The organism is Veillonella faecalis (assembly GCF_024677885.1).
Lineage (GTDB): Bacteria > Bacillota > Negativicutes > Veillonellales > Veillonellaceae > Veillonella > Veillonella nakazawae.
Window position 1 is genome coordinate 531,846 of record NZ_JALBWL010000002.1, and the last position, 23,129, is coordinate 554,974.

General features: G+C 41.2%; 39 protein-coding genes. All 39 read left to right on the forward strand.

Going from position 1 to position 23,129, the window contains the following annotated elements; genetic code table 11:
- Window positions 1–132: 132 nt before the first annotated feature.
- The 39 genes from MOQ65_RS06200 (at window position 133) to truA (ending at window position 22,915) form a co-directional block, all read left to right on the forward strand.
- Window positions 133–378, forward strand: coding sequence for a ribosomal L7Ae/L30e/S12e/Gadd45 family protein (locus MOQ65_RS06200; RefSeq protein ID WP_005385487.1), 246 nt, complete (start codon window positions 133–135; stop codon window positions 376–378).
- Window positions 379–454: 76 nt separating this feature from the next.
- Window positions 455–829: a 30S ribosomal protein S12 gene (gene rpsL, locus MOQ65_RS06205; protein ID WP_004693554.1), complete on the forward strand. Its 375-nt coding sequence runs from the start codon at window positions 455–457 to the stop codon at window positions 827–829.
- A gap of 52 nt (window positions 830–881) precedes the next feature.
- Window positions 882–1,352 (forward strand): 30S ribosomal protein S7, encoded by a 471-nt coding sequence (gene rpsG, locus MOQ65_RS06210; RefSeq protein ID WP_004693556.1) that lies wholly within the window; start codon window positions 882–884, stop codon window positions 1,350–1,352.
- 15 nt (window positions 1,353–1,367) lie between these two features.
- Window positions 1,368–3,443, forward strand: coding sequence for an elongation factor G (gene fusA, locus MOQ65_RS06215; RefSeq protein WP_005385490.1), 2,076 nt, complete (start codon window positions 1,368–1,370; stop codon window positions 3,441–3,443).
- Window positions 3,444–3,493: 50 nt separating this feature from the next.
- Window positions 3,494–4,681, forward strand: a complete 1,188-nt coding sequence (gene tuf / locus MOQ65_RS06220) for an elongation factor Tu (protein WP_105084932.1) — start codon at window positions 3,494–3,496, stop codon at window positions 4,679–4,681.
- A gap of 180 nt (window positions 4,682–4,861) precedes the next feature.
- A complete protein-coding gene (rpsJ, locus tag MOQ65_RS06225) occupies window positions 4,862–5,173 on the forward strand; it encodes a 30S ribosomal protein S10 (protein ID WP_004695100.1) in 312 nt (103 codons plus the stop codon).
- A gap of 12 nt (window positions 5,174–5,185) precedes the next feature.
- A complete protein-coding gene (rplC, locus tag MOQ65_RS06230; RefSeq protein WP_004695102.1) occupies window positions 5,186–5,827 on the forward strand; it encodes a 50S ribosomal protein L3 in 642 nt (213 codons plus the stop codon).
- Between the two features lie 26 nt (window positions 5,828–5,853).
- A complete protein-coding gene (rplD, locus tag MOQ65_RS06235; protein ID WP_005377066.1) occupies window positions 5,854–6,477 on the forward strand; it encodes a 50S ribosomal protein L4 in 624 nt (207 codons plus the stop codon).
- A complete protein-coding gene (gene rplW, locus MOQ65_RS06240; RefSeq protein ID WP_004695108.1) occupies window positions 6,477–6,761 on the forward strand; it encodes a 50S ribosomal protein L23 in 285 nt (94 codons plus the stop codon). Before rplD ends, rplW begins: the two co-directional genes overlap by 1 nt.
- A 26-nt stretch (window positions 6,762–6,787) precedes the next feature.
- A complete protein-coding gene (gene rplB, locus MOQ65_RS06245) occupies window positions 6,788–7,618 on the forward strand; it encodes a 50S ribosomal protein L2 (RefSeq protein ID WP_005385496.1) in 831 nt (276 codons plus the stop codon).
- 23 nt (window positions 7,619–7,641) lie between these two features.
- On the forward strand, window positions 7,642–7,923 hold the full coding sequence (gene rpsS / locus MOQ65_RS06250; protein ID WP_005385498.1) for a 30S ribosomal protein S19: 282 nt from the start codon (window positions 7,642–7,644) through the stop codon (window positions 7,921–7,923).
- A gap of 13 nt (window positions 7,924–7,936) precedes the next feature.
- Entirely contained in the window at window positions 7,937–8,272 is a 336-nt protein-coding gene (rplV, locus tag MOQ65_RS06255; RefSeq protein ID WP_004695112.1) for a 50S ribosomal protein L22, read from the forward strand.
- Between the two features lie 16 nt (window positions 8,273–8,288).
- Complete coding sequence (gene rpsC, locus MOQ65_RS06260; RefSeq protein WP_005385501.1) at window positions 8,289–8,954, forward strand: 30S ribosomal protein S3; 666 nt, start codon at window positions 8,289–8,291, stop codon at window positions 8,952–8,954.
- Complete coding sequence (rplP, locus tag MOQ65_RS06265; protein WP_004695114.1) at window positions 8,954–9,391, forward strand: 50S ribosomal protein L16; 438 nt, start codon at window positions 8,954–8,956, stop codon at window positions 9,389–9,391. The genes rpsC and rplP overlap by 1 nt, the downstream gene beginning before the upstream one ends.
- The gene (gene rpmC, locus MOQ65_RS06270; protein ID WP_004695115.1) at window positions 9,381–9,584 is read left to right on the forward strand and encodes a 50S ribosomal protein L29; all 204 of its coding nucleotides are present in this window, start codon (window positions 9,381–9,383) and stop codon (window positions 9,582–9,584) included. The genes rplP and rpmC overlap by 11 nt, the downstream gene beginning before the upstream one ends.
- Before the next feature lie 39 nt (window positions 9,585–9,623).
- Window positions 9,624–9,884, forward strand: a complete 261-nt coding sequence (gene rpsQ, locus MOQ65_RS06275; RefSeq protein ID WP_005385504.1) for a 30S ribosomal protein S17 — start codon at window positions 9,624–9,626, stop codon at window positions 9,882–9,884.
- A gap of 24 nt (window positions 9,885–9,908) precedes the next feature.
- Entirely contained in the window at window positions 9,909–10,277 is a 369-nt protein-coding gene (gene rplN / locus MOQ65_RS06280; RefSeq protein ID WP_005376994.1) for a 50S ribosomal protein L14, read from the forward strand.
- An 18-nt stretch (window positions 10,278–10,295) separates the two neighbouring features.
- Window positions 10,296–10,616, forward strand: coding sequence for a 50S ribosomal protein L24 (rplX, locus tag MOQ65_RS06285; RefSeq protein WP_004695118.1), 321 nt, complete (start codon window positions 10,296–10,298; stop codon window positions 10,614–10,616).
- A gap of 23 nt (window positions 10,617–10,639) precedes the next feature.
- Window positions 10,640–11,179, forward strand: a complete 540-nt coding sequence (rplE, locus tag MOQ65_RS06290; protein WP_024065152.1) for a 50S ribosomal protein L5 — start codon at window positions 10,640–10,642, stop codon at window positions 11,177–11,179.
- A 16-nt stretch (window positions 11,180–11,195) separates the two neighbouring features.
- Entirely contained in the window at window positions 11,196–11,465 is a 270-nt protein-coding gene (rpsN, locus tag MOQ65_RS06295) for a 30S ribosomal protein S14 (protein ID WP_005377140.1), read from the forward strand.
- A 27-nt stretch (window positions 11,466–11,492) separates the two neighbouring features.
- Window positions 11,493–11,879 (forward strand): 30S ribosomal protein S8, encoded by a 387-nt coding sequence (rpsH, locus tag MOQ65_RS06300; RefSeq protein WP_004695128.1) that lies wholly within the window; start codon window positions 11,493–11,495, stop codon window positions 11,877–11,879.
- 24 nt (window positions 11,880–11,903) lie between these two features.
- On the forward strand, window positions 11,904–12,449 hold the full coding sequence (rplF, locus tag MOQ65_RS06305; protein WP_039968986.1) for a 50S ribosomal protein L6: 546 nt from the start codon (window positions 11,904–11,906) through the stop codon (window positions 12,447–12,449).
- 17 nt (window positions 12,450–12,466) lie between these two features.
- A complete protein-coding gene (gene rplR, locus MOQ65_RS06310; RefSeq protein ID WP_050781715.1) occupies window positions 12,467–12,847 on the forward strand; it encodes a 50S ribosomal protein L18 in 381 nt (126 codons plus the stop codon).
- An 18-nt stretch (window positions 12,848–12,865) separates the two neighbouring features.
- A complete protein-coding gene (gene rpsE, locus MOQ65_RS06315; protein WP_004695136.1) occupies window positions 12,866–13,369 on the forward strand; it encodes a 30S ribosomal protein S5 in 504 nt (167 codons plus the stop codon).
- A gap of 14 nt (window positions 13,370–13,383) precedes the next feature.
- Entirely contained in the window at window positions 13,384–13,563 is a 180-nt protein-coding gene (gene rpmD, locus MOQ65_RS06320; RefSeq protein ID WP_004695138.1) for a 50S ribosomal protein L30, read from the forward strand.
- Window positions 13,564–13,585: 22 nt separating this feature from the next.
- Entirely contained in the window at window positions 13,586–14,029 is a 444-nt protein-coding gene (gene rplO, locus MOQ65_RS06325) for a 50S ribosomal protein L15 (protein WP_257846980.1), read from the forward strand.
- A 1-nt stretch (window position 14,030) separates the two neighbouring features.
- The gene (gene secY / locus MOQ65_RS06330; RefSeq protein WP_060923781.1) at window positions 14,031–15,293 is read left to right on the forward strand and encodes a preprotein translocase subunit SecY; all 1,263 of its coding nucleotides are present in this window, start codon (window positions 14,031–14,033) and stop codon (window positions 15,291–15,293) included.
- 12 nt (window positions 15,294–15,305) lie between these two features.
- Window positions 15,306–15,869 (forward strand): adenylate kinase, encoded by a 564-nt coding sequence (locus MOQ65_RS06335; protein ID WP_005385513.1) that lies wholly within the window; start codon window positions 15,306–15,308, stop codon window positions 15,867–15,869.
- A 3-nt stretch (window positions 15,870–15,872) separates the two neighbouring features.
- The gene (gene map / locus MOQ65_RS06340) at window positions 15,873–16,643 is read left to right on the forward strand and encodes a type I methionyl aminopeptidase (protein ID WP_105084921.1); all 771 of its coding nucleotides are present in this window, start codon (window positions 15,873–15,875) and stop codon (window positions 16,641–16,643) included.
- Between the two features lie 23 nt (window positions 16,644–16,666).
- Window positions 16,667–16,885, forward strand: coding sequence for a translation initiation factor IF-1 (gene infA, locus MOQ65_RS06345; protein ID WP_004695147.1), 219 nt, complete (start codon window positions 16,667–16,669; stop codon window positions 16,883–16,885).
- Window positions 16,886–16,911: 26 nt separating this feature from the next.
- Window positions 16,912–17,025: a 50S ribosomal protein L36 gene (gene rpmJ / locus MOQ65_RS06350; RefSeq protein ID WP_004695148.1), complete on the forward strand. Its 114-nt coding sequence runs from the start codon at window positions 16,912–16,914 to the stop codon at window positions 17,023–17,025.
- A 23-nt stretch (window positions 17,026–17,048) separates the two neighbouring features.
- Window positions 17,049–17,417, forward strand: coding sequence for a 30S ribosomal protein S13 (gene rpsM, locus MOQ65_RS06355; protein WP_004695149.1), 369 nt, complete (start codon window positions 17,049–17,051; stop codon window positions 17,415–17,417).
- A gap of 19 nt (window positions 17,418–17,436) precedes the next feature.
- A complete protein-coding gene (rpsK, locus tag MOQ65_RS06360; protein WP_004695151.1) occupies window positions 17,437–17,826 on the forward strand; it encodes a 30S ribosomal protein S11 in 390 nt (129 codons plus the stop codon).
- 71 nt (window positions 17,827–17,897) lie between these two features.
- Entirely contained in the window at window positions 17,898–18,902 is a 1,005-nt protein-coding gene (locus MOQ65_RS06365) for a DNA-directed RNA polymerase subunit alpha (RefSeq protein ID WP_105084920.1), read from the forward strand.
- A 12-nt stretch (window positions 18,903–18,914) separates the two neighbouring features.
- Window positions 18,915–19,250 carry a 50S ribosomal protein L17 gene (gene rplQ, locus MOQ65_RS06370; RefSeq protein WP_004695155.1) on the forward strand — a complete coding sequence of 112 codons (336 nt, stop codon included), beginning with the start codon at window positions 18,915–18,917 and terminating at the stop codon, window positions 19,248–19,250.
- 282 nt (window positions 19,251–19,532) lie between these two features.
- Window positions 19,533–20,480 carry an energy-coupling factor transporter ATPase gene (locus MOQ65_RS06375; RefSeq protein ID WP_257846981.1) on the forward strand — a complete coding sequence of 316 codons (948 nt, stop codon included), beginning with the start codon at window positions 19,533–19,535 and terminating at the stop codon, window positions 20,478–20,480.
- Entirely contained in the window at window positions 20,480–21,340 is an 861-nt protein-coding gene (locus MOQ65_RS06380) for an energy-coupling factor transporter ATPase (protein WP_024064705.1), read from the forward strand. Before MOQ65_RS06375 ends, MOQ65_RS06380 begins: the two co-directional genes overlap by 1 nt.
- Entirely contained in the window at window positions 21,330–22,133 is an 804-nt protein-coding gene (locus tag MOQ65_RS06385) for an energy-coupling factor transporter transmembrane component T family protein (protein WP_257846982.1), read from the forward strand. The genes MOQ65_RS06380 and MOQ65_RS06385 overlap by 11 nt, the downstream gene beginning before the upstream one ends.
- Complete coding sequence (gene truA / locus MOQ65_RS06390; protein WP_156720030.1) at window positions 22,130–22,915, forward strand: tRNA pseudouridine(38-40) synthase TruA; 786 nt, start codon at window positions 22,130–22,132, stop codon at window positions 22,913–22,915. Before MOQ65_RS06385 ends, truA begins: the two co-directional genes overlap by 4 nt.
- Window positions 22,916–23,129 lie beyond the last annotated feature (214 nt).

A 23,129-nucleotide genomic window follows, 5' to 3' on the forward strand; every position in this document is an offset into this window, starting at 1 on the left:
CATAAAATGCAGTTGTATAGCGGTGTGAAGCGTCGAAAAACGTTTGACATGTGATTGTGTAATTGGTATACTTACATAGTGCTCAGGGGCAAGTATGCCTAAGTAGCATAATTTCGTAAGGAGAATTTTACTATGGACATTGCCCATCTGAAGTCGATGAACAAAACAATCGGTGCCAAGCAAACGTTGAAAAACATTGCACGAGGGACTGTGAAGTATGTGTTCGTAGGACATGATAGTGATGAAAGTGTAGTTGGACCTATACGAAATGCTTGTGCTGAACAGGGAATACCTGTGAATGACAAGCACACTATGGATGACCTTGGTCGTGCGTGTCGCATTAAAGTGCGGGCCACAGCGGTAGGTATCCTACGTTAATCTTGGTAATATCCGATGTAACACTTTGTTATGACGGATCAATTATAAATCTCAAATTTGGAAAGGAGGTGCCCAAATGCCAACAATTAATCAGCTAGTACGCAAAGGTCGCATGAGCTTGACTAAAAAATCTACAGCTCCAGCACTTCAAGAATCTCCACAAAAACGTGGTGTATGTACTCGTGTGTACACAGCTACTCCAAAGAAACCAAACTCCGCGCTTCGTAAAGTTGCCCGTGTACGTTTGACAAACGCTATTGAAGTAACTGCTTACATCCCAGGCATTGGTCACAATTTACAAGAACACAGTGTTGTACTTATCAGAGGCGGTCGTGTAAAAGACCTTCCAGGTGTGCGTTATCACATCGTTCGTGGTGCATTGGATACAGCTGGCGTACAAAATCGTATGCAAAGTCGTTCCAAATACGGCGCGAAAAAAGCTAAAAAATAATTTTAGCCATTAAACGAAATTAACACACATCATTATAAAGGAGGAATTGAACATGCCAAGAAAAGGCCCTGTTCCGAAACGTGATGTACTTCCAGATCCGGTGTACAACAGCAAATTAGTAACACGTTTCATTAACAAAGTTATGTACGATGGCAAAAAAGGCATTGCTGAAACTATCGTATATGATGCATTCGAAATTATTCGTTCCAAAATGGGTCAAGACCCAATGGAAGTTTTTGATCAAGCATTGAAAAATGTTATGCCTGTACTTGAAGTACGTGCTCGCCGTATCGGTGGTGCGAACTACCAAGTGCCAGTTGAAGTTCGTGCTGATCGCCGTCAAACACTCGGTATTCGCTGGGTTGTAAACTATGCTCGTCTTCGTGGTGAACGCACTATGAAAGAACGATTAGCAGGCGAATTGATGGACGCTTTCAACAATGCAGGCGCTGCAATCAAGAAAAAAGAAGATACTCATAAAATGGCAGAAGCTAATAAAGCATTTGCTCATTATCGTTGGTAATAAGAGGTGACAACTGTGGCAAGAGAGTTTTCCCTAGCAAAAACTCGTAATATCGGTATCATGGCTCACATCGATGCTGGTAAAACAACAACTACAGAACGTATCCTCTACTATACAGGTATTGTTCACAAAATCGGCGAAGTACATGAAGGTGCTGCTACGATGGACTGGATGGCGCAAGAACAAGAACGTGGTATCACAATCACTTCTGCTGCGACAACATGTCACTGGAAAGATCATCGTATCAACATCATCGATACTCCTGGTCACGTTGACTTTACTGTAGAAGTAGAACGTTCTCTACGTGTACTTGACGGTTCTGTTGCGGTGTTCAGTGCTAAAGGCGGCGTTGAACCACAATCCGAAACAGTATGGCGTCAAGCTTCTAACTACGGCGTACCTCGTATCGCTTATGTAAATAAGATGGATACTGTAGGTGCTGACTTCTTCAACGTAGTTGATATGATGAAATCCCGTTTGGGTGCAAATTCCGTAGCTATTCAAGTGCCAATCGGCGCTGAAGATACTTTCGAAGGCATCATCGATTTGATGACTATGAAAGCGGAAATTTACAAATCCGATGACGGTAAAGAATATGAAATCACTGATATCCCAGCAGAATATCAAGAAGTAGCTGAAGCTCGTCGCGAAATGATGATCGATGCTATCGCTGAAACTGATGACGATATTATGATGAAATATTTGGAAGGTGAAGAAATCTCCATTGAAGAATTGAAAACAGCATTGCGTAAAGCAGTTATTGCTAACCAATTGTTCCCAGTTCTTTGTGGTTCTTCCTACAAAAACAAAGGTGTACAAATGTTATTGGACGCTGTTGTAGATTACATGCCAGCTCCTATCGACATTCCAGCTATTAAAGGTGTCGTTCCTGGTACTGAAGAAGAAACTACTCGTCCTTCTTCCGATGATGAACCATTCTCCGCATTGGCATTCAAAATCATGGCTGACCCTTATGTTGGTAAATTAGCGTTCTTCCGTGTGTACTCCGGTACATTGGAATCCGGTTCCTACGTTTTCAACTCCACAAAAGGTAAGAAAGAACGTATCGGCCGTATTCTTCAAATGCACGCTAACACTCGTAAAGAAATCGACATGGTTTACGCTGGCGACATCGCTGCAGCTGTAGGCTTGAAAGATACTACTACTGGTGATACTCTTTGTGATGAAAAGAATCCTGTAATTCTTGAATCCATGGAATTCCCTGAACCAGTTATCTCCGTTGCTGTTGAACCTAAAACAAAAGCTGACCAAGAAAAAATGGGTACAGCTCTTGCTCGTTTGGCAGAAGAAGATCCTACTTTCAAAGTTCGTACTGATGAAGAAACAGGTCAAACTATTATCTCCGGTATGGGCGAACTTCACTTGGATATCATCGTTGACCGTATGAACCGTGAATTCAAAGTAGAATGTAACGTAGGTAAACCTCAAGTAGCTTATCGCGAAACTATCCGTAAAGCTGTTAAATCTGAAGGTAAATTCGTTCGTCAATCTGGTGGTCGTGGTCAATATGGTCACTGCTGGTTGGAATTAATTCCTCAAGAACCAGGTGCTGGCTTCGAATTTGAAAATAAGGTCGTAGGTGGTGCAATTCCTCGTGAATACATCGGACCTGTAGAAAATGGTGTTAAAGAAGCTATGGAATCCGGTGTTATCGCTGGTTATCCAATGGTTGACATCAAAGTTATCGTATTTGACGGCTCCTACCATGACGTTGACTCCAACGAAATGGCCTTCAAAATCGCTGGTTCCATGGGCTTTAAAGAAGGTGCTCGCAAAGCAGACCCTGCATTGCTTGAACCATATATGTCTGTAGAAGTAGACGTTCCTGAAGAATACATGGGCGACGTTATCGGTGACTTGAACTCCCGTCGTGGTCGCATGGACGGCATGGAAGCTCGTAATGGTAACCAACATATCAAAGCATATGTTCCATTGAGCGAAATGTTCGGTTACGCAACTGACCTTCGTTCCAAAACTCAAGGTCGCGGTAACTACTCCATGACATTCGATCATTACGAAGAAGTTCCTAAGAAAATTGCTGAAGAAATTCAAGCAAAGAAAAACGGTTAATCTTACATTAGATTAATAGAATTACTATTTTCCTCGGAGGATAATTTAAAATGGCTAAAGAAAAATTTGAACGTACGAAACCGCATGTTAACATCGGTACAATCGGTCACGTTGACCATGGTAAAACTACTTTGACTGCTGCAATCACTAAAGTATTGGCTGAAAAAGGCCAAGCTGATTTCCAAGATTACAGCATGATCGATAAAGCTCCAGAAGAACGTGAACGTGGTATCACAATTAACACTGCACACGTTGAATACGAAACTGAAAACCGTCACTATGCACACGTTGACTGCCCAGGCCATGCTGACTATGTTAAAAACATGATCACTGGTGCGGCTCAAATGGACGGCGCTATCTTGGTATGTTCCGCAGCTGACGGCCCTATGCCTCAAACTCGCGAACACATCTTGTTGGCTCGCCAAGTTGGTGTTCCTGCAATCGTAGTATTCTTGAACAAAGCTGACATGGTTGACGACGAAGAATTGATCGAATTAGTAGAAATGGAAGTTCGTGAACTTCTTTCTTCCTACGAATTCCCTGGCGACGAAGTACCTATCGTTGTAGGTTCCGCTTTGAAAGCTTTGGAAGGCGACGCTCAATATGTAGCTAAAATCGACGAATTGATGGCAGCTGTAGACTCCTACATCCCAACTCCAGTTCGTGATACTGACAAACCTTTCTTGATGCCTGTGGAAGACGTATTCACAATCACTGGTCGTGGTACAGTAGCAACTGGCCGTGTTGAACGTGGTCAAGTAAACGTAGGCGACACAGTAGAAGTTGTAGGTTTGAAAGAAAAAGCTGAACAATACGTAGTAACTGGTCTTGAAATGTTCCGTAAAACTTTGGATTCTGCAGTAGCAGGTGATAACGTTGGTGCATTGCTTCGTGGTGTAGACCGCAAAGACATCGAACGTGGTCAAGTATTGGCTAAACCAGGTTCCATCAAACCACACACAAAATTCAAAGCAGAAGTATACGTATTGACTAAAGAAGAAGGTGGCCGTCATACTCCATTCTTCTCCAACTACCGTCCACAATTCTACTTCCGTACAACAGACGTAACAGGTGTTGTAAACCTTCCTGAAGGTGTAGAAATGTGTATGCCTGGCGATAACGTAACAATGGATATCGAATTGATCACTCCAATCGCTATCGAAGAAGGTCTTCGTTTCGCGATCCGCGAAGGTGGCCATACAGTAGGCGCTGGCGTTGTAACTGAAATCGAAGGTTAATTTAACCTTTTATGCTCATCGTAGTGATGCGTTGAGCACAATACATGCAGCATTCAGAGCGGCAGTAATGCCGCTCTAGTGTTGTGTTTTTAAACTATGAAGTAGAAGGTTGCCTCTGCGGAGGAGAATTTCTATGGAGCAGCCCATTCATGAAATGGACGACAGGAGGAATTATTAATAATGGCTAAACAGCAAAAAATCCGTATTCGCCTTAAGGCATACGACCACAAAGCTCTCGATCAAAGCGCTGCTAAGATCGTAGACACTGCAAAAAGAAATGGCGCTATGGTATCTGGTCCGATTCCATTGCCAACAGAAAAGAATATCTTCACAATTCTTCGTTCTGTACACGTAAACAAAGATTCTCGTGAACAATTCGAAATGCGTACACATAAACGCTTAATCGATATTCTTGAACCAAATTCGAAAACAGTAGATGCTATCACTCGTTTAGATTTACCAGCTGGTGTATCTATTGAAATAAAACTATAAGGAGGTGCGATAATGTCTAAAGCTATTTTGGGTAAAAAATTAGGAATGACTCAAGTCTTCACAGCTGAAGGCCAATTAGTTCCTGTAACAGTAGTGGAAACTACCCCAAGCGTTGTAGTGCGCGTTAAGACTGTTGAAACAGACGGCTACGAAGCAGTACAAATTGGTTACGGTTCCATTAAAGAAAAACATTTAACAAAACCTGTAAAAGGTCAGTTCGACAAAGCTGGCGTAGCTCCAGTTAAATATCTTCGCGAAGTTCGCGTAGCTAATGCAGCTGACTACACAGTAGGCCAAACTCTGGCAGCTGATATCTTCGCAGAAGGTGAATTGGTGGACGTAGTGGGTACAGGTAAAGGTAAGGGTTTTGCTGGCACAATTAAACGCCATAACTTCTCCCGTGGTCCTGAAACTCATGGTTCTAAATCTCACCGTGAACCTGGTTCCATCGGTCCTATGATCTCCGGTGGCGGCGGTAAGGTATACAAAGGTAAAAAACTCCCTGGACAAATGGGTGGTTACAGAGTTACCGTACAACGCTTATCCGTTGTGAAAGTTGATGCTGAACGTAACCTTTTATTGGTTAAAGGTGGTATCCCAGGCGCTAAAGGTAGCTTGGTTATGGTTCGCAACACGGTTAAACCTGTTAAATAATCATTTGTCGAAAGGAGGATTATGTAATGCCTACAGTAGCAACATATAATCAATCCGGCGTTAAAGTCGGTGAAATACAGTTAAACGATGCAGTATTCGGCGTTGAAGTTAACGAAGCCGTAATGCATCAAGCCGTAGTTCGTCAATTGTCTAACGAACGTCTCGGCACACATGCAACAAAAACTAGAGGTATGGTTCGTGGCGGTGGCCGCAAACCTTGGAAACAAAAAGGTACTGGTCGTGCACGTTCCGGTTCCAGCCGTTCCCCAATCTGGATTGGTGGCGGTACTACATTTGGTCCACAACCTCGCAGCTATTACAAAGCTATGCCTCGTAAGGCTAGACGTTTAGCAGTTAAATCTGCTCTTAGCGATAAAGTGAATAATAGCGAATTATACGTTTTGGAAGAAATCACATTAGCAGCTCCTAAAACTAAAGAAGTATTGAACATTATCAATAGCTTCAATGTTGGTGATGCAAAAGTATTGTTCATCACTGAAGGTGATGTAAATGTTGAACGTTCCGCTCGCAATATCCAAGGTGTTAAAGCATTGGCTTGCGAAGGTATGAACATTTTCGATCTTCTTCATTACGATAAGCTCTTCATTACTAAAGGTGCTGTCGCAAAAATCGAGGAGGTACTTGGATAATGCAATTACATGATGTACTAATCCGCCCGGTTATTACCGAAAAATCCACTATGCTTATGGAAGAAGGCAAATACACTTTCCGTGTGCCTTTGACTGCAAATAAAGTGCAAATCCGTCAAGCAGTTGAAAAAATCTTCAATGTAAAAGTAGAAAAAGTAGCTACTATTCGTGTTTTAGGCAAAACTAAACGCATGGGTCGTACACAAGGTAAACGCAGCGATTACAAAAAAGCTATCGTTACTTTGAAAGCTGGCGAATCCATTGAATTCTTTGAAGGTGTCTAAGAGTCTAGTTGTAAGGAGGCCCACTAATGGCAATTAAATCATTTAAACCGTACTCCGCTGGTCGCCGGTTTATGACAGTATCCGCCTTCGACGAAATCACAGCAAGCAAACCAGAAAAATCTTTGCTAGCTAAGATTTCTCAAAAAGGTGGTCGTAACAATACTGGTAAAATGACAGTTCGTCACCAAGGTGGCGGTCATAAACGTCAATATCGTATTATTGACTTCAAACGTACTAAAGATAATATTCCAGCTAAAGTAGCAACAATCGAGTATGATCCTAACCGTTCTTCTCGTATCGCTTTGCTTAACTACGCTGATGGTGAAAAACGCTACATTTTAGCTCCTAACGGTCTAAAAGTTGGTGACGTTGTATTCTCCGGTCCTGAGTCCGATATTAAACCTGGTAACTGCTTACCATTGGCTAATATTCCAGACGGTACACAAATCCACAATATCGAATTGAAAATCGGTAAAGGTGGCCAAATCGTTCGTTCCGCTGGTACATCTGCTCAATTGATGGGTAAAGATAATGGCTATGCTATTCTTCGTTTACCATCTGGTGAAATGCGTCGTGTTCGTCAAGAGTGCCGTGCAACAGTAGGTGTTGTTGGTAACGCTGACCACAGCAACCTTGTAATTGGTAAAGCTGGTCGTCATCGTTGGATGGGCGTTCGCCCTGGCAACCGTGGTGTTGTAATGAACCCTTGTGACCATCCACATGGTGGTGGTGAAGGTAAATCTCCTGTTGGTCGTAAACATCCTGTTACACCTTGGGGCAAACCAGCACATGGTGTTAAAACTCGCGACAAGAAAAAAGCTTCTAACAGCTTAATCATTAAACGTCGTACAAAATAGGATAAAGGAAAGGAGATAAAATAGTGTCCAGATCTATTAAAAAAGGCCCTTTCGTAGCAGATCATTTGCTTAAGAAAGTTGAAGCTTTAAACGAAACTAACGAAAAGAAAGTTGTAAAAACCTGGTCCCGTGCCTCTACTATTATCCCAAGTTTTGTAGGCCACACAATTGCTGTGCATGATGGTCGCAAACATGTACCTGTATTCATTACAGAAGATATGGTAGGTCATAAATTAGGTGAGTTCGCTCCTACACGTACTTATAAAGGTCATGGTAAGGACGAAAAATCTACAGGCAAAAAATAGGAGGAAATAATACATGGAAGCAAAAGCAATCGCTAGACATATCCGAATCGCGCCTCGTAAAATCCGTATCGTTGCAGATTTAGTGCGCGGTAAAAACATCGGCGAAGCATTTGCCATCTTGAAGTTCACTCCGAAAGTTGGCGCTGATGTAGTAGAAAAAGTTATGCGTTCTGCAATCGCAAACGCTGAACATAATTTCGATATGAATGTTGACAATCTTTACGTATCCGAGATCTTCGTTGATCAAGGCCCTACATTAAAACGCATTCATCCTCGTTCCCGTGGTCAAGCTTTCAAAATTTTGAAACGCACTAGCCATGTAACAGTAGTAGTTAAAGAAAGAGCTTAAGAAGGAGGGAAACAGAGTGGGTCAAAAAGTTAATCCACACGGTTTGCGTGTCGGTATCGTAAAAGATTGGGACGCAAAATGGTATGCAGATAAAGATTTCGCTGCTAATCTTCATGAAGACGTAAAAATTCGTAACTTCTTGAAAGAAACCCTTTTCATTGCTGGTATTTCCCGCATTGAAATCGAGCGTACAAATAAACGTATTAAATTGACTATCCACACTGCAAAACCAGGTATGGTTATCGGTCGTGGTGGTGCTGGTATCGAAGATATCAAAAAAGCAATGACTCGTTTCACTGACAAACAAGTGGACGTTAACATCGCAGAAATTAAACAAGCAGACATGGATGCAATCTTGGTTGCAGAAAACATTGCTGGCCAATTGGAACGCCGTATCGGTTTCCGTCGTGCAATGAAACAAGCTGTAGGTCGTACAATGCGCTTAGGTGCAAAAGGTATTAAAATCATGGTAAGCGGTCGTCTTGGCGGCGCTGAAATCGCTCGTAGCGAATCCTACCGTGAAGGTTCTATTCCTTTGCATACACTTCGTGCAGACATCGACTACGGTACTGCTGAAGCTCATACAACATATGGTTGTATCGGCATTAAAGTATGGATTTACAAAGGTGAAGTTTTGCCAGAAGCAAAACAACCTGCTAAGAAGGAAGAAGGTGGCAAGTAATGCTTATTCCAAAGCGCGTAAAACATCGTAAGCAATTCCGCGGCCGTATGAAAGGTCGTGCTATGCGCGGTAATACAGTGTCTCATGGTGAGTTCGGCTTGGTAGCATGCGAACCATCTTGGATCACTAACCGTCAAATCGAAGCTGCCCGTATTGCTATGACTCGTTATATCAAACGTGGTGGTAAAGTATGGATTAAAATTTTCCCTGACAAACCAATCACAGCTAAACCAGCTGGTACTCGTATGGGTTCCGGTAAAGGTTCTCCTGAATACTGGGTAGCAGTAGTTAAACCAGGTCGTGTAATGTTTGAAATGGACGGTGTGCCAGAAGCTACAGCTCGTGAAGCTATGCGTCTTGCAAGCCATAAACTTCCAATCAAATGCAAATTTGTTGTTAAGGGTAAAGAATTGGGTGGTGACGTAAATGAAGGTTAATGACATTCGCAATATGAGCGCTGCCGAAATGGAACAAAAAGTTTCCGGTCTTAAGGAAGAGTTATTTAACCTCCGTTTTCAGCTTGCAACAGGTCAATTAGAAAATCCTATGCGCATTCGTGAAGTTAAGAAGACAATCGCTCGTATTAAAACTGTACAACGTGAAGTTGAACTTAAATCTGAAAACGCATAATAACAGATTTGTTAAAGGTTGAAAAGGAGGCTTAAAATCGTGGCAGAAGAAAGAAACGTACGTAAAGTCCGCGTAGGTAAAGTTGTTAGCGACAAAATGAATAAAACTGTTGTTGTTGCTGTAGAACGTAAAGTACCTCACGCATTATATAACAAGCCAATGGTTAGCACTAAACGCTTCAAAGCTCATGATGAAAACAATGAGTGTCAAATTGGCGATACAGTTAAAATTGTAGAAACTCGTCCACTTTCTAAAGATAAATGTTGGAGAGTTGTTGAAATTCTTGAAAGACAAAAATAAGAGTGATGTAAGGAGGAATAGACGATGATCCAGCAACAAACAATTTTGAATGTTGCCGACAACACTGGTGCAAAACGTATTATGTGTATCCAAGTCATGGGCGGTTCTTATCGCAAATTCGGCAATATCGGTGACGTAATCGTTGCTTCTGTAAAAGATGCATCACCCGGTGGCGTTGTCAAGAAAGGCGACGTAGTTAAAGCTGTTATTGTTCGTTCTAAAAAAGGTATCCGCCGTCAAGACGGTTCCTATATTCGTTTCGATGAAAACGCAGCAGTAGTTATTAAAGAAGATAAAACCCCTCGTGGTACTCGTATCTTCGGACCTGTAGCAAGAGAACTTCGTGAAAAAGACTTCATGAAAATTGTTTCCTTGGCTCCAGAAGTATTATAAGAAGGAGGAACGCAGCATATGGCTAAACTACAAATCAAAAAAGGCGATACAGTTGTTGTTATCTCCGGTAAAGATAAAGGTAAGCAAGGTACAGTAATTGCAACTGAACCTAAAAAAGAACGCGTATTTGTTGAAGGCGTTAACACTGTAAAACGTCACACAAAACCTTCTCAAGCTAACCCACAAGGCGGCATCGTTACTAAAGAAGCTGGTATCCATGTTTCTAACGTAATGGTTGTTGACCCAGAAACTAAAACAGCTACTCGTATCAAAAAAGTTGAAGGCAAAGACGGTAAATTCGTTCGCGCTACAGTTAAATCTGGTACAGTACTTAAATAATCAGGAAAGGAGGAGCTAAATAAATGTCTCGTTTATTTGAACAATACAACTCTGAAATTAAAAAGAGTTTGCAAGAAAAATTCCAATACGGCAACGTTATGGAAATCCCTAAATTGGAAAAAATCGTTATCAACATCGGCGTTGGTGATGCAGTAGGCAATGCAAAAGCATTGGAAGCAGCAGTTAATGATTTGACTATCATCGCTGGTCAAAAACCTGTAATCACAAAAGCTAAAAAATCCATTGCGAACTTCAAAGTTCGTGAAGGTATGGCGTTGGGTACTAAAGTTACTCTTCGTGGCGAACGCATGTATGAATTCCTCGACAAATTGATCAATGCGGCATTACCTCGTGTACGTGACTTCCGCGGTATCAGCGCAACAGCATTTGATGGCCGTGGTAACTACGCTTTGGGTCTTAAAGAACAGCTCATCTTCCCTGAGATCGAATATGATCAAGTAGAACGTGTTACTGGTATGGATATCATCGTAGTAACAACTGCTAAAACAGATGAAGAAGCTCGTGAATTGTTGACTCAATTCGGTATGCCTTTTGAAAAATAATAGGAGGAACATATAGATGGCTAAAAAATCTATGATTGAACGCGAAAAGAAACGCGCTAAAATCGTTGAAAAATATGCAGCTAAACGTGCAGCGTTAAAAGCAGCAGGTGATTATGAAGGCTTGTCCAAATTACCAGCAAATGCATCCCCAACACGCTTACACAACCGTTGCAACTTAACTGGTCGTCCTCACGGCTATATGCGCAAATTCGGTATCAGCCGTATTGCGTTCCGTGAATTGGCGTACAAAGGACAAATTCCTGGTGTTAAAAAAGCCAGCTGGTAATATTAGACGAGAGGAGGTTTTTAGATTATGGTAATGACCGATCCTATCGCGGATATGCTTACGCGCATCCGTAATGCAAATGCTGCACTTCATGAAACGGTAAACATTCCTGCATCTAGAATGAAAGCAGCTGTTCTTGACATCCTTTTACAAGAAGGTTTCGTAAAGAACGTAGAAAAAGAAGAAAACACTTTAAAAGTAACTTTGAAATATGGTTCCAATAACGAAAAAGTTATTACAGGAATTAAACGTATTTCCAAACCTGGTTTACGTGTTTACGCGAAAAAGGAAGAACTTCCTCGTGTACTTGGTGGTTTGGGTATCGCAGTTATTTCCACATCCAAAGGCGTTATGAGCGACAAACAAGCTCGTAAAGAAGGTCTTGGTGGCGAAGTAATCGCATACGTTTGGTAATAGTAGCAATAGGAGGTAGAAATAATGTCACGTATCGGTAGAATGCCTATCGAGATCCCTGCAGGCGTTACTGTTACATATGATAACCATCATATGAACGTAAAAGGTCCTAAAGGTGAATTATCTCGCGATTTGCATCCAGATATGAATATCACTGTTGAAGGTAACACAATTACAGTAGCTCGTCCTTCCGACAATAAAGCTCATCGTTCCCTTCACGGTTTGACTCGCGCTCTTGTTGCTAATATGGTAACAGGCGTATCTGAAGGATTCACAAAAACTCTTGAAATCAACGGTGTTGGTTACAGAGCGGCTAAACAAGGCAATAAATTAGCTCTTACACTTGGCTTCTCTCATCCAGTAGAAATGGAAGCTCCAGCTGGTATTACAATTGAAGTTCCAGCTCCTAACAAAATCGTTGTTTCTGGTGCAGACAAAGAAGTTGTAGGCGCAGTAGCAGCTGATATCCGTAAATGGAGAAAACCAGAACCTTACAAAGGTAAAGGTATCCGCTATGAAGGCGAAGTTGTTCGTCGTAAAGCTGGTAAAGCTGGTGCAAAAGGTAAATAGTAATATCATCTATATGAATGAAAGGAGTGAATATCTTGCCTCGTAAATCTAGTAGAAACATCGCTCGAGCAAAACGTCATCTTCGTATTCGCCGTCACATCTCTGGTACGGCAACTTGCCCACGTTTGAACGTATTCCGTTCTTTAGGCAACATCTATGCTCAAGTTATCGATGACGTAGCAGGTACAACTTTGGTTGCTGCTAGCTCTTTAGATAAAGATTTGAACTTATCCTATGGTGGTAACGTAGCTGCTGCTAAAGCTGTTGGTGAAGCAGTTGCTAAAAAAGCTATCGCTAAAGGTATTGACACAGTAGTGTTTGACCGTGGTGGTTACATTTACCACGGCCGCGTAGCAGCCCTTGCAGAAGGTGCTCGTGAAGCAGGCTTAAAATTCTAAGAAGGAGGAACTATAGACATGGCGAGAATTGACTACACCAGTCTTGATCTTAAAGAAAGAGTAGTATTCATCAACCGCGTAGCCAAAGTAGTTAAAGGCGGTCGTCGTTTTTCCTTCAGCGCTCTTGTAGTTGTTGGTGATGGCAACGGTTATGTAGGCGTTGGCTTAGGTAAAGCAGCGGAAGTACCAGAAGCAATTCGCAAAGGTATTGATGATGCTAAGAAAAATATTGTAAACGTAGCAATTAAAAATGGTACAATCCCTCACAGCGTAACAGGCGTATTCGGTGCAGGCCGCGTATTCTTGAAACCAGCTGCTGAAGGTACTGGCGTTATCGCTGGTGGCCCTGTTCGTGCCGTATTGGAATTAGTAGGTGTTCGTAACATCTTGACTAAATCTTTGGGCTCTTCTAACCCTAACAATATGGTTCGCGCTACTATCGAAGGTTTGAAAGATTTGAAACGCGCTAGCGAAGTTGCAGAACTTCGTGGTAAAACCGTTGAAGAAATTTATAACGCGTAATAAGGAGACAAGAAATGGCACAAGTTAAAGTAACATTAACAAGAAGCTTAATCGGTCGTCCTGAAGATCAACGCGCGACAGTTAAAGCTTTGGGCTTGAAAAAAACTAATTCTCAAGTTGTAAAAGAAGTAACACCTCAAATCGAAGGTATGCTTCACAAAGTTAGACATTTAGTAAAAGTTGAAGAAGTTTAATACTGATAAGGAGGTGCACTGAATGAAACTTCATGAATTACAACCAGCTGCTGGTTCCAAAAAAGCTCGTACTCGTGTAGGCCGTGGTTTAGGTTCTGGCTTGGGTAAAACATCTGGTCGTGGTCAAAAAGGTCAAAACTCCCGTTCTGGCGGTGGCGTTCGCTCCGGTTTTGAAGGCGGCCAAATGCCTCTTTATCGTCGTTTACCAAAACGTGGTTTCAACAACGTTTTTGCTAAACAATATGCTGAAGTTAACGTAGAACAATTGAACCGTTTTGAAGACGGTTCAACAGTTGATCCAGTAGCTCTTATTGAAGCTGGCATTTTGAAAAATGTACGCGATGGCATTCGTATTTTAGGTAACGGTACATTGGAAACTAAAAACTTAACTGTTATCGCTAATGGCTTCACTAAATCTGCTGAAGAAAAAATTACAGCAGCAGGCGGAAAAGTAGAGGTGATCTAGGGTGCTAGATAGCCTCTCGAACATCTTTAAGATTACCGAACTACGTAATAAGATTCTTTACACATTAATGATGTTTGCCATCTTTAGAGCTGGTATTCACATTCCTGTTCCAGGTGTTGATGCATCTGTTATCGAATCCTTGTTTACATCTGGTAACCTATTCGGTCTATTAGACTTGTTTGCTGGTGGTGCGCTTAGTAAGTTCTCTATCTTTGCGATGAGTATTACACCTTACATCAATGCTTCCATCATCATGCAACTGCTTCAGTCTGTAGTTCCTCAGTTTGAAGCATGGAGTAAAGATGGTGAAGACGGGCGTAAGAAAATAGCGAAGGTAACTCGTTATGGCACCGTAGTCCTCGGTTTTGTACAAGCCGCAGGCATGGCATTTGCTCTTAGAGCAAACAACGCTTTGGTAAATAATGATTTCCTTAGTGTATTCGTTGTGGCCATCATTCTAACAGCAGGTACATGCTTGTTGATGTGGATTGGTGAACAAATCACAGCATATGGTATAGGTAATGGTATTTCTTTGATCATCTTTGCTGGTATCGTAGCTCGATTACCTGATGGTTTAGAAACTATTTATCAATATATCCAAAACGGAACAATTAATATGTTCCAAGCATTCTTATTTGCTGTAATTGCTCTTGCGATGATTGCTGTCGTAGTTGCAGTTACACAAGGCCAACGTCGTATTCCGATTCAATATGCTAAACGCGTAGTAGGTCGTAAAATGTACGGTGGTCACTCTACATTCTTGCCGTTGAAAGTTAATCAGGCAGGTGTAATCCCAATTATCTTTGCGTCATCTGTGTTGATGTTCCCTGTGACGATTGCGCAATTTATTGACAATGAATATGTTCATAAAGCTGCGGATCTCTTTACATGGGGTACGCCGTTACAAACGGCATTGTATGCATTATTGATTTTTATCTTTACGTATTTCTATACTGCAATCTCTATCAACATTACAGATATGGCAGATAATATGAAAAAATACGGTGGTTTTATCCCAGGTATTCGTGCGGGTAAACCAACTGCTGATTATGTGGATAACGTGATGACCAAGATCACTTTGGCTGGCGCTGTATTCTTAGCTGTCGTTGCTATTATACCGAATTTCCTCGGTAGCATTACCGGCGTCCAAGGCGTATACTTTGGTGGTACGGCTCTCCTCATCGTTGTAGGTGTAGCGCTTGATACAATGCAACAAATTGAGTCGCTCATGGTAACACGCCACTATAAAGGCTTTGTGAAATAGGAGGGAAACAATATGTATATTCTATTAATGGGACCTCCTGGTGCTGGTAAAGGCACTCAGGCAGCTCGACTTATTGAAAAATACGGTATTCCCCAAATTTCAACAGGTGATATGTTCCGCGCTGCGATTAAGAACGAAACACCTCTTGGAGTTGAGGCTAAGAAATACATCGATGCTGGTCAATTGGTACCAGACAGTGTAACTGTTGGTATCGTACGTGATCGCTTGGTGAAAGATGACTGCAAATCTGGATTTATTCTTGATGGATTCCCAAGAACTACAGCGCAAGCTGTATCCTTGGATGCAATCCTTAAAGAATTAGGAATTTCTTTGGACGCTGTACTTAACTTAAACGTTCCTTCCGAGGAATTAGTTAAACGTATTAGCGAACGAGCTGTTCTAGAAAATCGTGCTGATGATAACCCTGAAACAGTACAGAAACGTCTAGCTGTGTACGAAGAATCTACTAAACCATTAATCGACTACTATCGCAATAGCGGTTTATATGAAGAAATTAATGGTTTACAAGATGTAGACGCAGTATTTGCTGACATCATTAAGGCTTTGGAGAAATAATCCATGATTATTTTGAAATCGCCCCATGAAATTGAATGTATCCGCAAGGCAAGTAAGCTTACAGCAGACACGTTGTCCTTGTTAGTAGAAAAGGCTAAACCTGGCATCACGACGCTTGAGTTAGATACAATTGCCGAAGAATATATTCGCAGCCACGGTGGTATACCAAGTTGTAAAGGGTACTATGGATTCCCTGCTACAATCTGTGCTTCTATCAATGATGAAGTTGTTCATGGTATTCCGAGCGCTAAGCGTAAGCTTAAAAACGGTGATGTCCTCAGTATTGATCTTGTATCAGCTATTGATGGATATCACGGCGATTCGGCTGTGACGATTCCTATCGGTCACGTCAAACCTGATGTGATGAAATTGTTAAAAGTTACAGAAGAAAGTCTGTTCAAGGGAATTGAACAAGTGAAAGTTGGCAACCGTATCGGTGCTATCGGTCATGCTGTTCAAACGTATTGTGAGAAACATGGTTACGGTGTCGTTCGCGACTTCGTAGGTCATGGTTTAGGCCGCGAAATGCATGAAGATCCGCAAATACCAAACTATGGTAGTCCTGATCAAGGACCTCTTATGAAACCTGGTATGGTATTGTGTATCGAACCGATGATTACTCTAGGTACGCATCGTGTTCGTGTATTAGGGGATGACTGGACAGCAGTTACCGTAGATGGTAAACCTGCTGCTCATTTCGAACATACAGTGGTTGTTACAGAAAACGGCCCTGAAATATTAACCATGCGTGATGAACCGCGGTTAATTAAATAAAACAGGTAACCGGAGGAAAAGATATGTCAAAAGAAGACGTTATTGAGGTGGAAGGTACGGTAGTTGAGGCTTTACCGAATGCCATGTTCCAAGTTGAATTGGAAAATGGTCATATCGTATTGGCTCATGTGTCAGGTAAAATGCGTATGAATTTTATCCGTATTCTTCCTGGTGATAAAGTTACTATGGAACTGACACCGTATGACTTAAATCGTGGTCGCATCACCTATCGCTTCAAATAAGCATAGGGTCCACAAAGGAGGTACTAATGAAGGTTCAACCATCAGTTAAAAAGATATGCGAAAAATGTAAAATCATTAAACGCAAAGGCCGTGTAATGGTTATTTGCGAAAATCCAAAACATAAACAAAAACAAGGATAATCTGATAGGAGGTGGATGATTAGATGGCACGTATCGCCGGTGTAGATTTACCTCGTGATAAACGAGTGGAAATTGGTTTAACTTATATTTATGGTATTGGTCCAACTTTAGCATCTGAAATCATTGCTAAAACTGGCATCAATCCTGACACACGTGTTCGTGATCTTTCTGAAGATGAAGTAGCGAAAATCCGTGAATTGTTAGATGCTGATTACAAAGTTGAAGGTGACCTTCGTCGTGAAGAAGCTCTTAACATTAAACGCTTAATTGAAATCAACTCCTATCGAGGCAAACGTCATCGTATGGGTTTACCACTTCGTGGTCAACGTACTAAAACGAATGCACGTACTCGCAAAGGTCCTAGAAAAGCAATTGCTGGTAAAAAGAAATAAGATAAAGGAGGGATAAAGCGTGGCTAAAAAAGTTGTTAGAACTAAAAGAAAAGAAAAGAAACATATTGAATCCGGTGCGGCTCATATTCGTTCTACATTCAATAACACTATCGTAACTTTGACAGATACAAACGGTAATGCGTTGTCTTGGGCTTCCGCTGGTGGCTTGGGCTTCCGTGGTTCCCGTAAATCCACTCCATTCGCTGCTCAAATGGCTGCTGAACAAGCTGCTAAAGCTGCAATGGAACATGGTCTTCGCACTGTTGAAGTATTCGTAAAAGGTCCTGGATCCGGCCGTGAAGCTGCAATCCGTGCTTTACAAGCTGCAGGTCTTGAAGTTACTTCCATTAAAGACGTAACTCCAATTCCTCACAATGGTTGTCGCCCTCCAAAACGCCGTCGTGTATAATTTATAGCGGCCGATTTGATACGGTGCTATAATTAAACTATGAACGTGTGTTGTATAGGAGGATGTTCCTGATGAGCGAAGAAAAGAAACTTAAAATCGAGAAAGTGGACATCGCCGAAGGCGGTCGCTATGGTAAATTTGTATGTGAACCATTAGACCGTGGCTATGGTATCACTCTCGGTAATAGCTTACGCAGAATTTTGCTTTCATCCTTGGATGGGGCAGCTATCACCTCTATCAAAATTGATGGAGTTCTTCATGAGTTCTCTACTATTCCTGGTATTCGCGAAGACGTTACGGATATCATCCTTAACTTAAAGCAATTGTGCATTAAAGTTGAAGAAGATGTTCAATTACCTTTGGAAGTTCATTTTGACTTCCAAAAGGACGGCGTATTGACAGCTGCTGACTTAGCTGAGCAATTCCCACCAGAAGTAGAAGTATTGAATCCTGAACTAGTGATTGCGACAATGGATGAGACAGCTCATCTCGTAATGGACGTAGTAATCGAACGTGGCAAAGGTTACGTTCCTTCTACGAAGAATAAAAAAGATACAGATGTAATCGGTTGTATTCCAATCGATTCCATCTTCTCTCCAATTCTTCGTGCCAAATACGAAGTGAGTGATGTTCGTGTAGGCAATGAAATGGACTTTGACAAACTTACATTAGAAGTTTGGACTGATGGTTCCATTACTGCTGCTGATGCAGTAGCAAAATCTGCTGCCATTATGATTGGTTATTTAGGGAACTTCACTAAATTAGCGCACTCTGCAGATGTTGTAGATGTAAACACAGGTGAAGGCGGTATCGTTGTTGATCCAGTAGGTTCCGATAATGAAGAACCAGCTGTAGATGACGGCCCAGCAAAGATTTCCATCGATGAGTTGGAACTCTCTGTTCGTGCGTATAACTGCTTGAAACGTGCTGGCATTAATACAATTGCAGATTTGCTAGACAAAACCATTGATGACTTAGGAAAAGTTCGCAATTTAGGTAAAAAATCCATCGATGAAATTGAGGAAAAACTCAACAATCATCCAGGTGGTTTTCACCTTAAACAAAAAGGCGAATAAGGAGGAAGACGAATGTACAGAAAATTAGGCCGCGACAGCTCCGCTCGTAAAGCGTTGTTCCGTAGCATGTTAACATCTTTCTTCCAATATGAGCGTATTGAAACTACAGAAGCTAAAGCGAAAGAACTTCGCTCTTTAGCTGATCAAATGGTAACTTTGGCTAAACGTGGTGATCTTCATGCACGTCGCCAAGTTCTTGCATACCTCATGGATGAAAGCGTAGTAAAAAAATTGTTTGATACAATTGCTCCAAAATATGCAGACCGTCAAGGTGGTTACACTCGTGTAATCAAAACTGGTCTTCGCAAAGGTGACGCTGCACCTTTGGCTATTATCGAGTTAGTTTAATCAAACTCATACGGTGTTGTAACTTATGTTGCAGCACCGTTTTTTTATTGTCAATTTTATGGTACAATCGATGAGTATAATATCGTAATATATTAGCAGTTATCGTAAATATTAAATGTCTATTGTTAACCTTTTACAGAATACCTTAGATACTATTTCATTCTAAGTGTATGAACAGGACATATTATATTGATGCTAGTAGGCTCAATATGGGAATAATTGATTTGTAAATGGTTCTACTTTTATAGAAACGAAATTGACTAGAAAGATATGAGGTTATCCATGAATGAAAAAGACATTATGATTGAGGTCAATCATATGAGTCATATTTATACTGATGAAAATGGCAATGATGTACATGCACTAAATGATGTGAGTTTATCCATCAAGCGTGGTGAGTTTGTTTGTATTATCGGTACTAATGGTAGTGGTAAAAGTACACTAGCCAAGCATTTCAACGTGTTATTACAACCTAGCGAAGGTTATATCAATGTATGTGGCTATGATACGCGTGATGAAGAACATATTTGGGATATACGCCAACATGTAGGTATGGTGTTCCAAAATCCGGATAACCAAATTGTGGCAGCTGTCGTAGAAGAAGATGTTGCCTTTGGTCCAGAAAATCTTGGCATTCCTAGTGCTGAAATTAGAAAACGTGTCGATGCAGCATTAGAGGCTGTTAATATGACTGAATATAGAGAGCATGGTCCTCATTTGTTGTCTGGTGGTCAAAAGCAACGTATTGCTATTGCTGGCGTACTGGCCATGAAACCTGATTGTATCGTTCTTGACGAACCAACGGCTATGCTCGATCCAAAAGGTCGTCGTGAGGTATTAGAGACAGTTCATAAACTCAATAAAGAAGAAGGTATCACTATCGTGTACATTACACACTTTATGGAGGAAGCTGTCACAGCTGATCGTGTGGTAGTTATGAAAAATGGTGTGAAATTACATGATGGCACTCCTCGTGAAATCTTCAGTCATGTAGATACTTTAAAAGGCCTTGGCCTTGATGTTCCGGTTGCGTCTGAAATTGCTTTTAAATTAAATGAAAAAGGTTATGAAATCGGTAAAAGTATCATCAATAATGAAGAATTAGCTGTAGGGCTTAAACATTCTAAATTAGCTGACCAACTACTAGATAATCATAATGTAGGGGCTAAAACTATAAGTTCTCCTACCAATGAAGATGTAAATGCAGTAAGAGGGGAGGGCACACACTAATGGCGATTGTATTAGATAATATTACTTATACCTATGGTGTAGGTACTCCATTTGAAAAGACAGCCCTTCACGGTGTATCTCTTACTGTTGAAAACGGTGAGTTTTTAGGCATCATTGGTCATACCGGCTCTGGTAAATCTACCTTTGTACAACATTTAAATGGCTTATTACACCCTACAACAGGAACGGTTACCGTTAATGGTGTAGATATTAGTGCTTCTACAGAGGAAGCTAAAAAGATGCGCCATAAGGTAGGCATGGTTTTTCAATATCCAGAACATCAGTTATTTGAAGAAACTATTGCCGAAGATATTGCCTTTGGCCCTAAAAACTTAGGCCTCAGTGCTGATGAAGTAGATGAACGGGTACGGGAGGCAATGAAATTTGTAGGTCTTGATTACGACACCTACGCGGAGCGCTCTCCATTCCATCTATCTGGTGGACAAATGCGCCGTGTTGCCATCGCTGGTGTGGTGGCTATGAATCCAGATTTCCTAGTCCTTGATGAGCCATCTGCAGGCCTTGACCCATTTGGTCGTGAAGAAATCTTTGAAGAGATCATTCGACTTCATAAAGAAAAGGGCATTACTGTAATCCTTGTATCACATAACATGGAGGATATTTCTCGCATGGCATCTCGCCTCGTGGTACTCGATAAAGGTCGTATCGTTCTCGATGGAGAACCGATGGATATCTTTAATAATCATCGAGATGCATTGCAAGCTGTAGGTGTAGACGTACCACCTGTGTCTGTAACCATGGAATATTTGCGTGAACAAGGATTAGATGTATCTAATCGTGTATTATCTGTGGATGATGCAGTACAAGCCATTCTAGAAGGAGGTAGCCATGTTAAATAACATTACTATTGGGCAATACTTCCCAGGAAACTCCTTCTTGCATCGCATGGATCCTCGTGCCAAGATTATTGCTACAACTATCTTTGTGGTAGCTATCTTCCTAGCAAATTCTCCTCTTGCGTATGGCTTGGTAGGGGCATTTACCATCTTTGCTATGCTGTTATCAAAATTGCCATTACGCTTGATGTGGTCAGCTATTAAACCACTTTGGATTATCATCGTATTTACTATGGGTATTCATATCTTTACGACCCCAGGTAATTCAGTTTTCCAATGGGGCATTATTAATATTACAGATCAAGGCTTAGCTATGGGTCTACAAATGGCGGCACGATTAATCTTTTTAATCTTATTCTCCTCCCTATTGACCTATACGACATCACCAATTCGTTTGACTGATGGTATTGAGCATTTGCTAAACCCATTCCGTTGTATTGGCGTACCTGCTCATGAATTGGCTATGATGATGACCATTGCATTGCGTTTCATTCCTACTTTATTGGATGAAACAGATCGTATTATGAAAGCTCAATCTGCTCGTGGTGCAGACTTTGTAACAGGGTCTATCATTCAACGGGCAAAAAATATGGTACCTTTGTTGGTTCCTTTATTCATTAGTGCATTTAGACGTGCTGATGAACTGGCTATTGCTATGGAAGCGCGTTGCTATCGAGGTGGTGTAAACCGTACGCGTATGAAGGAACTACAAGTTACTTATGTTGATTATATTGGCGTCGGTGCTGTTATTTTGATTACCATTGTACTCATCGTTTTATGGTGGCTTGATCTATGAGAAATATACGAATCATAGTTGCTTATGACGGCACCGATTTGGCAGGCTATCAGAAGCAACCTGATGATAAGGGCTTAACCGTACAAGGTTGCTTAGAATATGGATTATCTAAAATTTGTAATGAACCCATACAAATCTATGGAGCTTCTAGAACAGATGCAGGTGTACATGCGAAGTTTCAAGTATGTACGTTCCAAACATCTGGATCTATACCAGTAGAAAATATTCCTCGTGCTATGATTGCACATATTCCAAAGGATATCGTTGTTCTTGAAGCCCTGGAAATTCCACTCGATTGGAAGCCACGCTGGAATATATACGGTAAAGAGTATGTATATACCATTCATAATCAGCTTATTGCTAATCCTTTGACAAAACGATACCATTGGCATGTTAAGAAGCCTCTTAATATCGACCTCATGCAAGCTGCAGGCAATGAATTATTAGGCACCCATGACTTTACTACCTTAAAAGGGACGAATTCAACGCCCGCTGATCCGGTAAAAACAATTATAGGAATTCATGTAGAGGCAGAAGGCTCTCATGTTACCATTTCTGTAGTGGGGGATGGGTTCTTATACCACATGGTTCGCAATATTGCAGGGCTCCTCGTCGATGTAGGCCTTGGAAGACGCAAGGTGGAGGATATCAAGGGCTATTTGGCCGCTAAAGATCGTCGTGTTATAGGTAAAACGGCGCCAGCCCAAGGGTTATGTTTAGAGGAGATATTCTTTACGAAAGAACGTCAGCAAGAGGTGTTACAGAATAAATATTCTATATAATTTTGTATAGACTGCATTCTTCTAGAATTTATTTAAAACGATAACTATTAATACTAAAAGGATACTACTTAGCATGTAGTATCCTTTTTTCTTATAATTTTTAGTTATAATGCCTTAATTTATACCTATTATTATGTGAAATGATACATTGTAAACCCAATATATACATGATACAATGACGATATGGACAGGTTCGTACTATAAAACATTAACA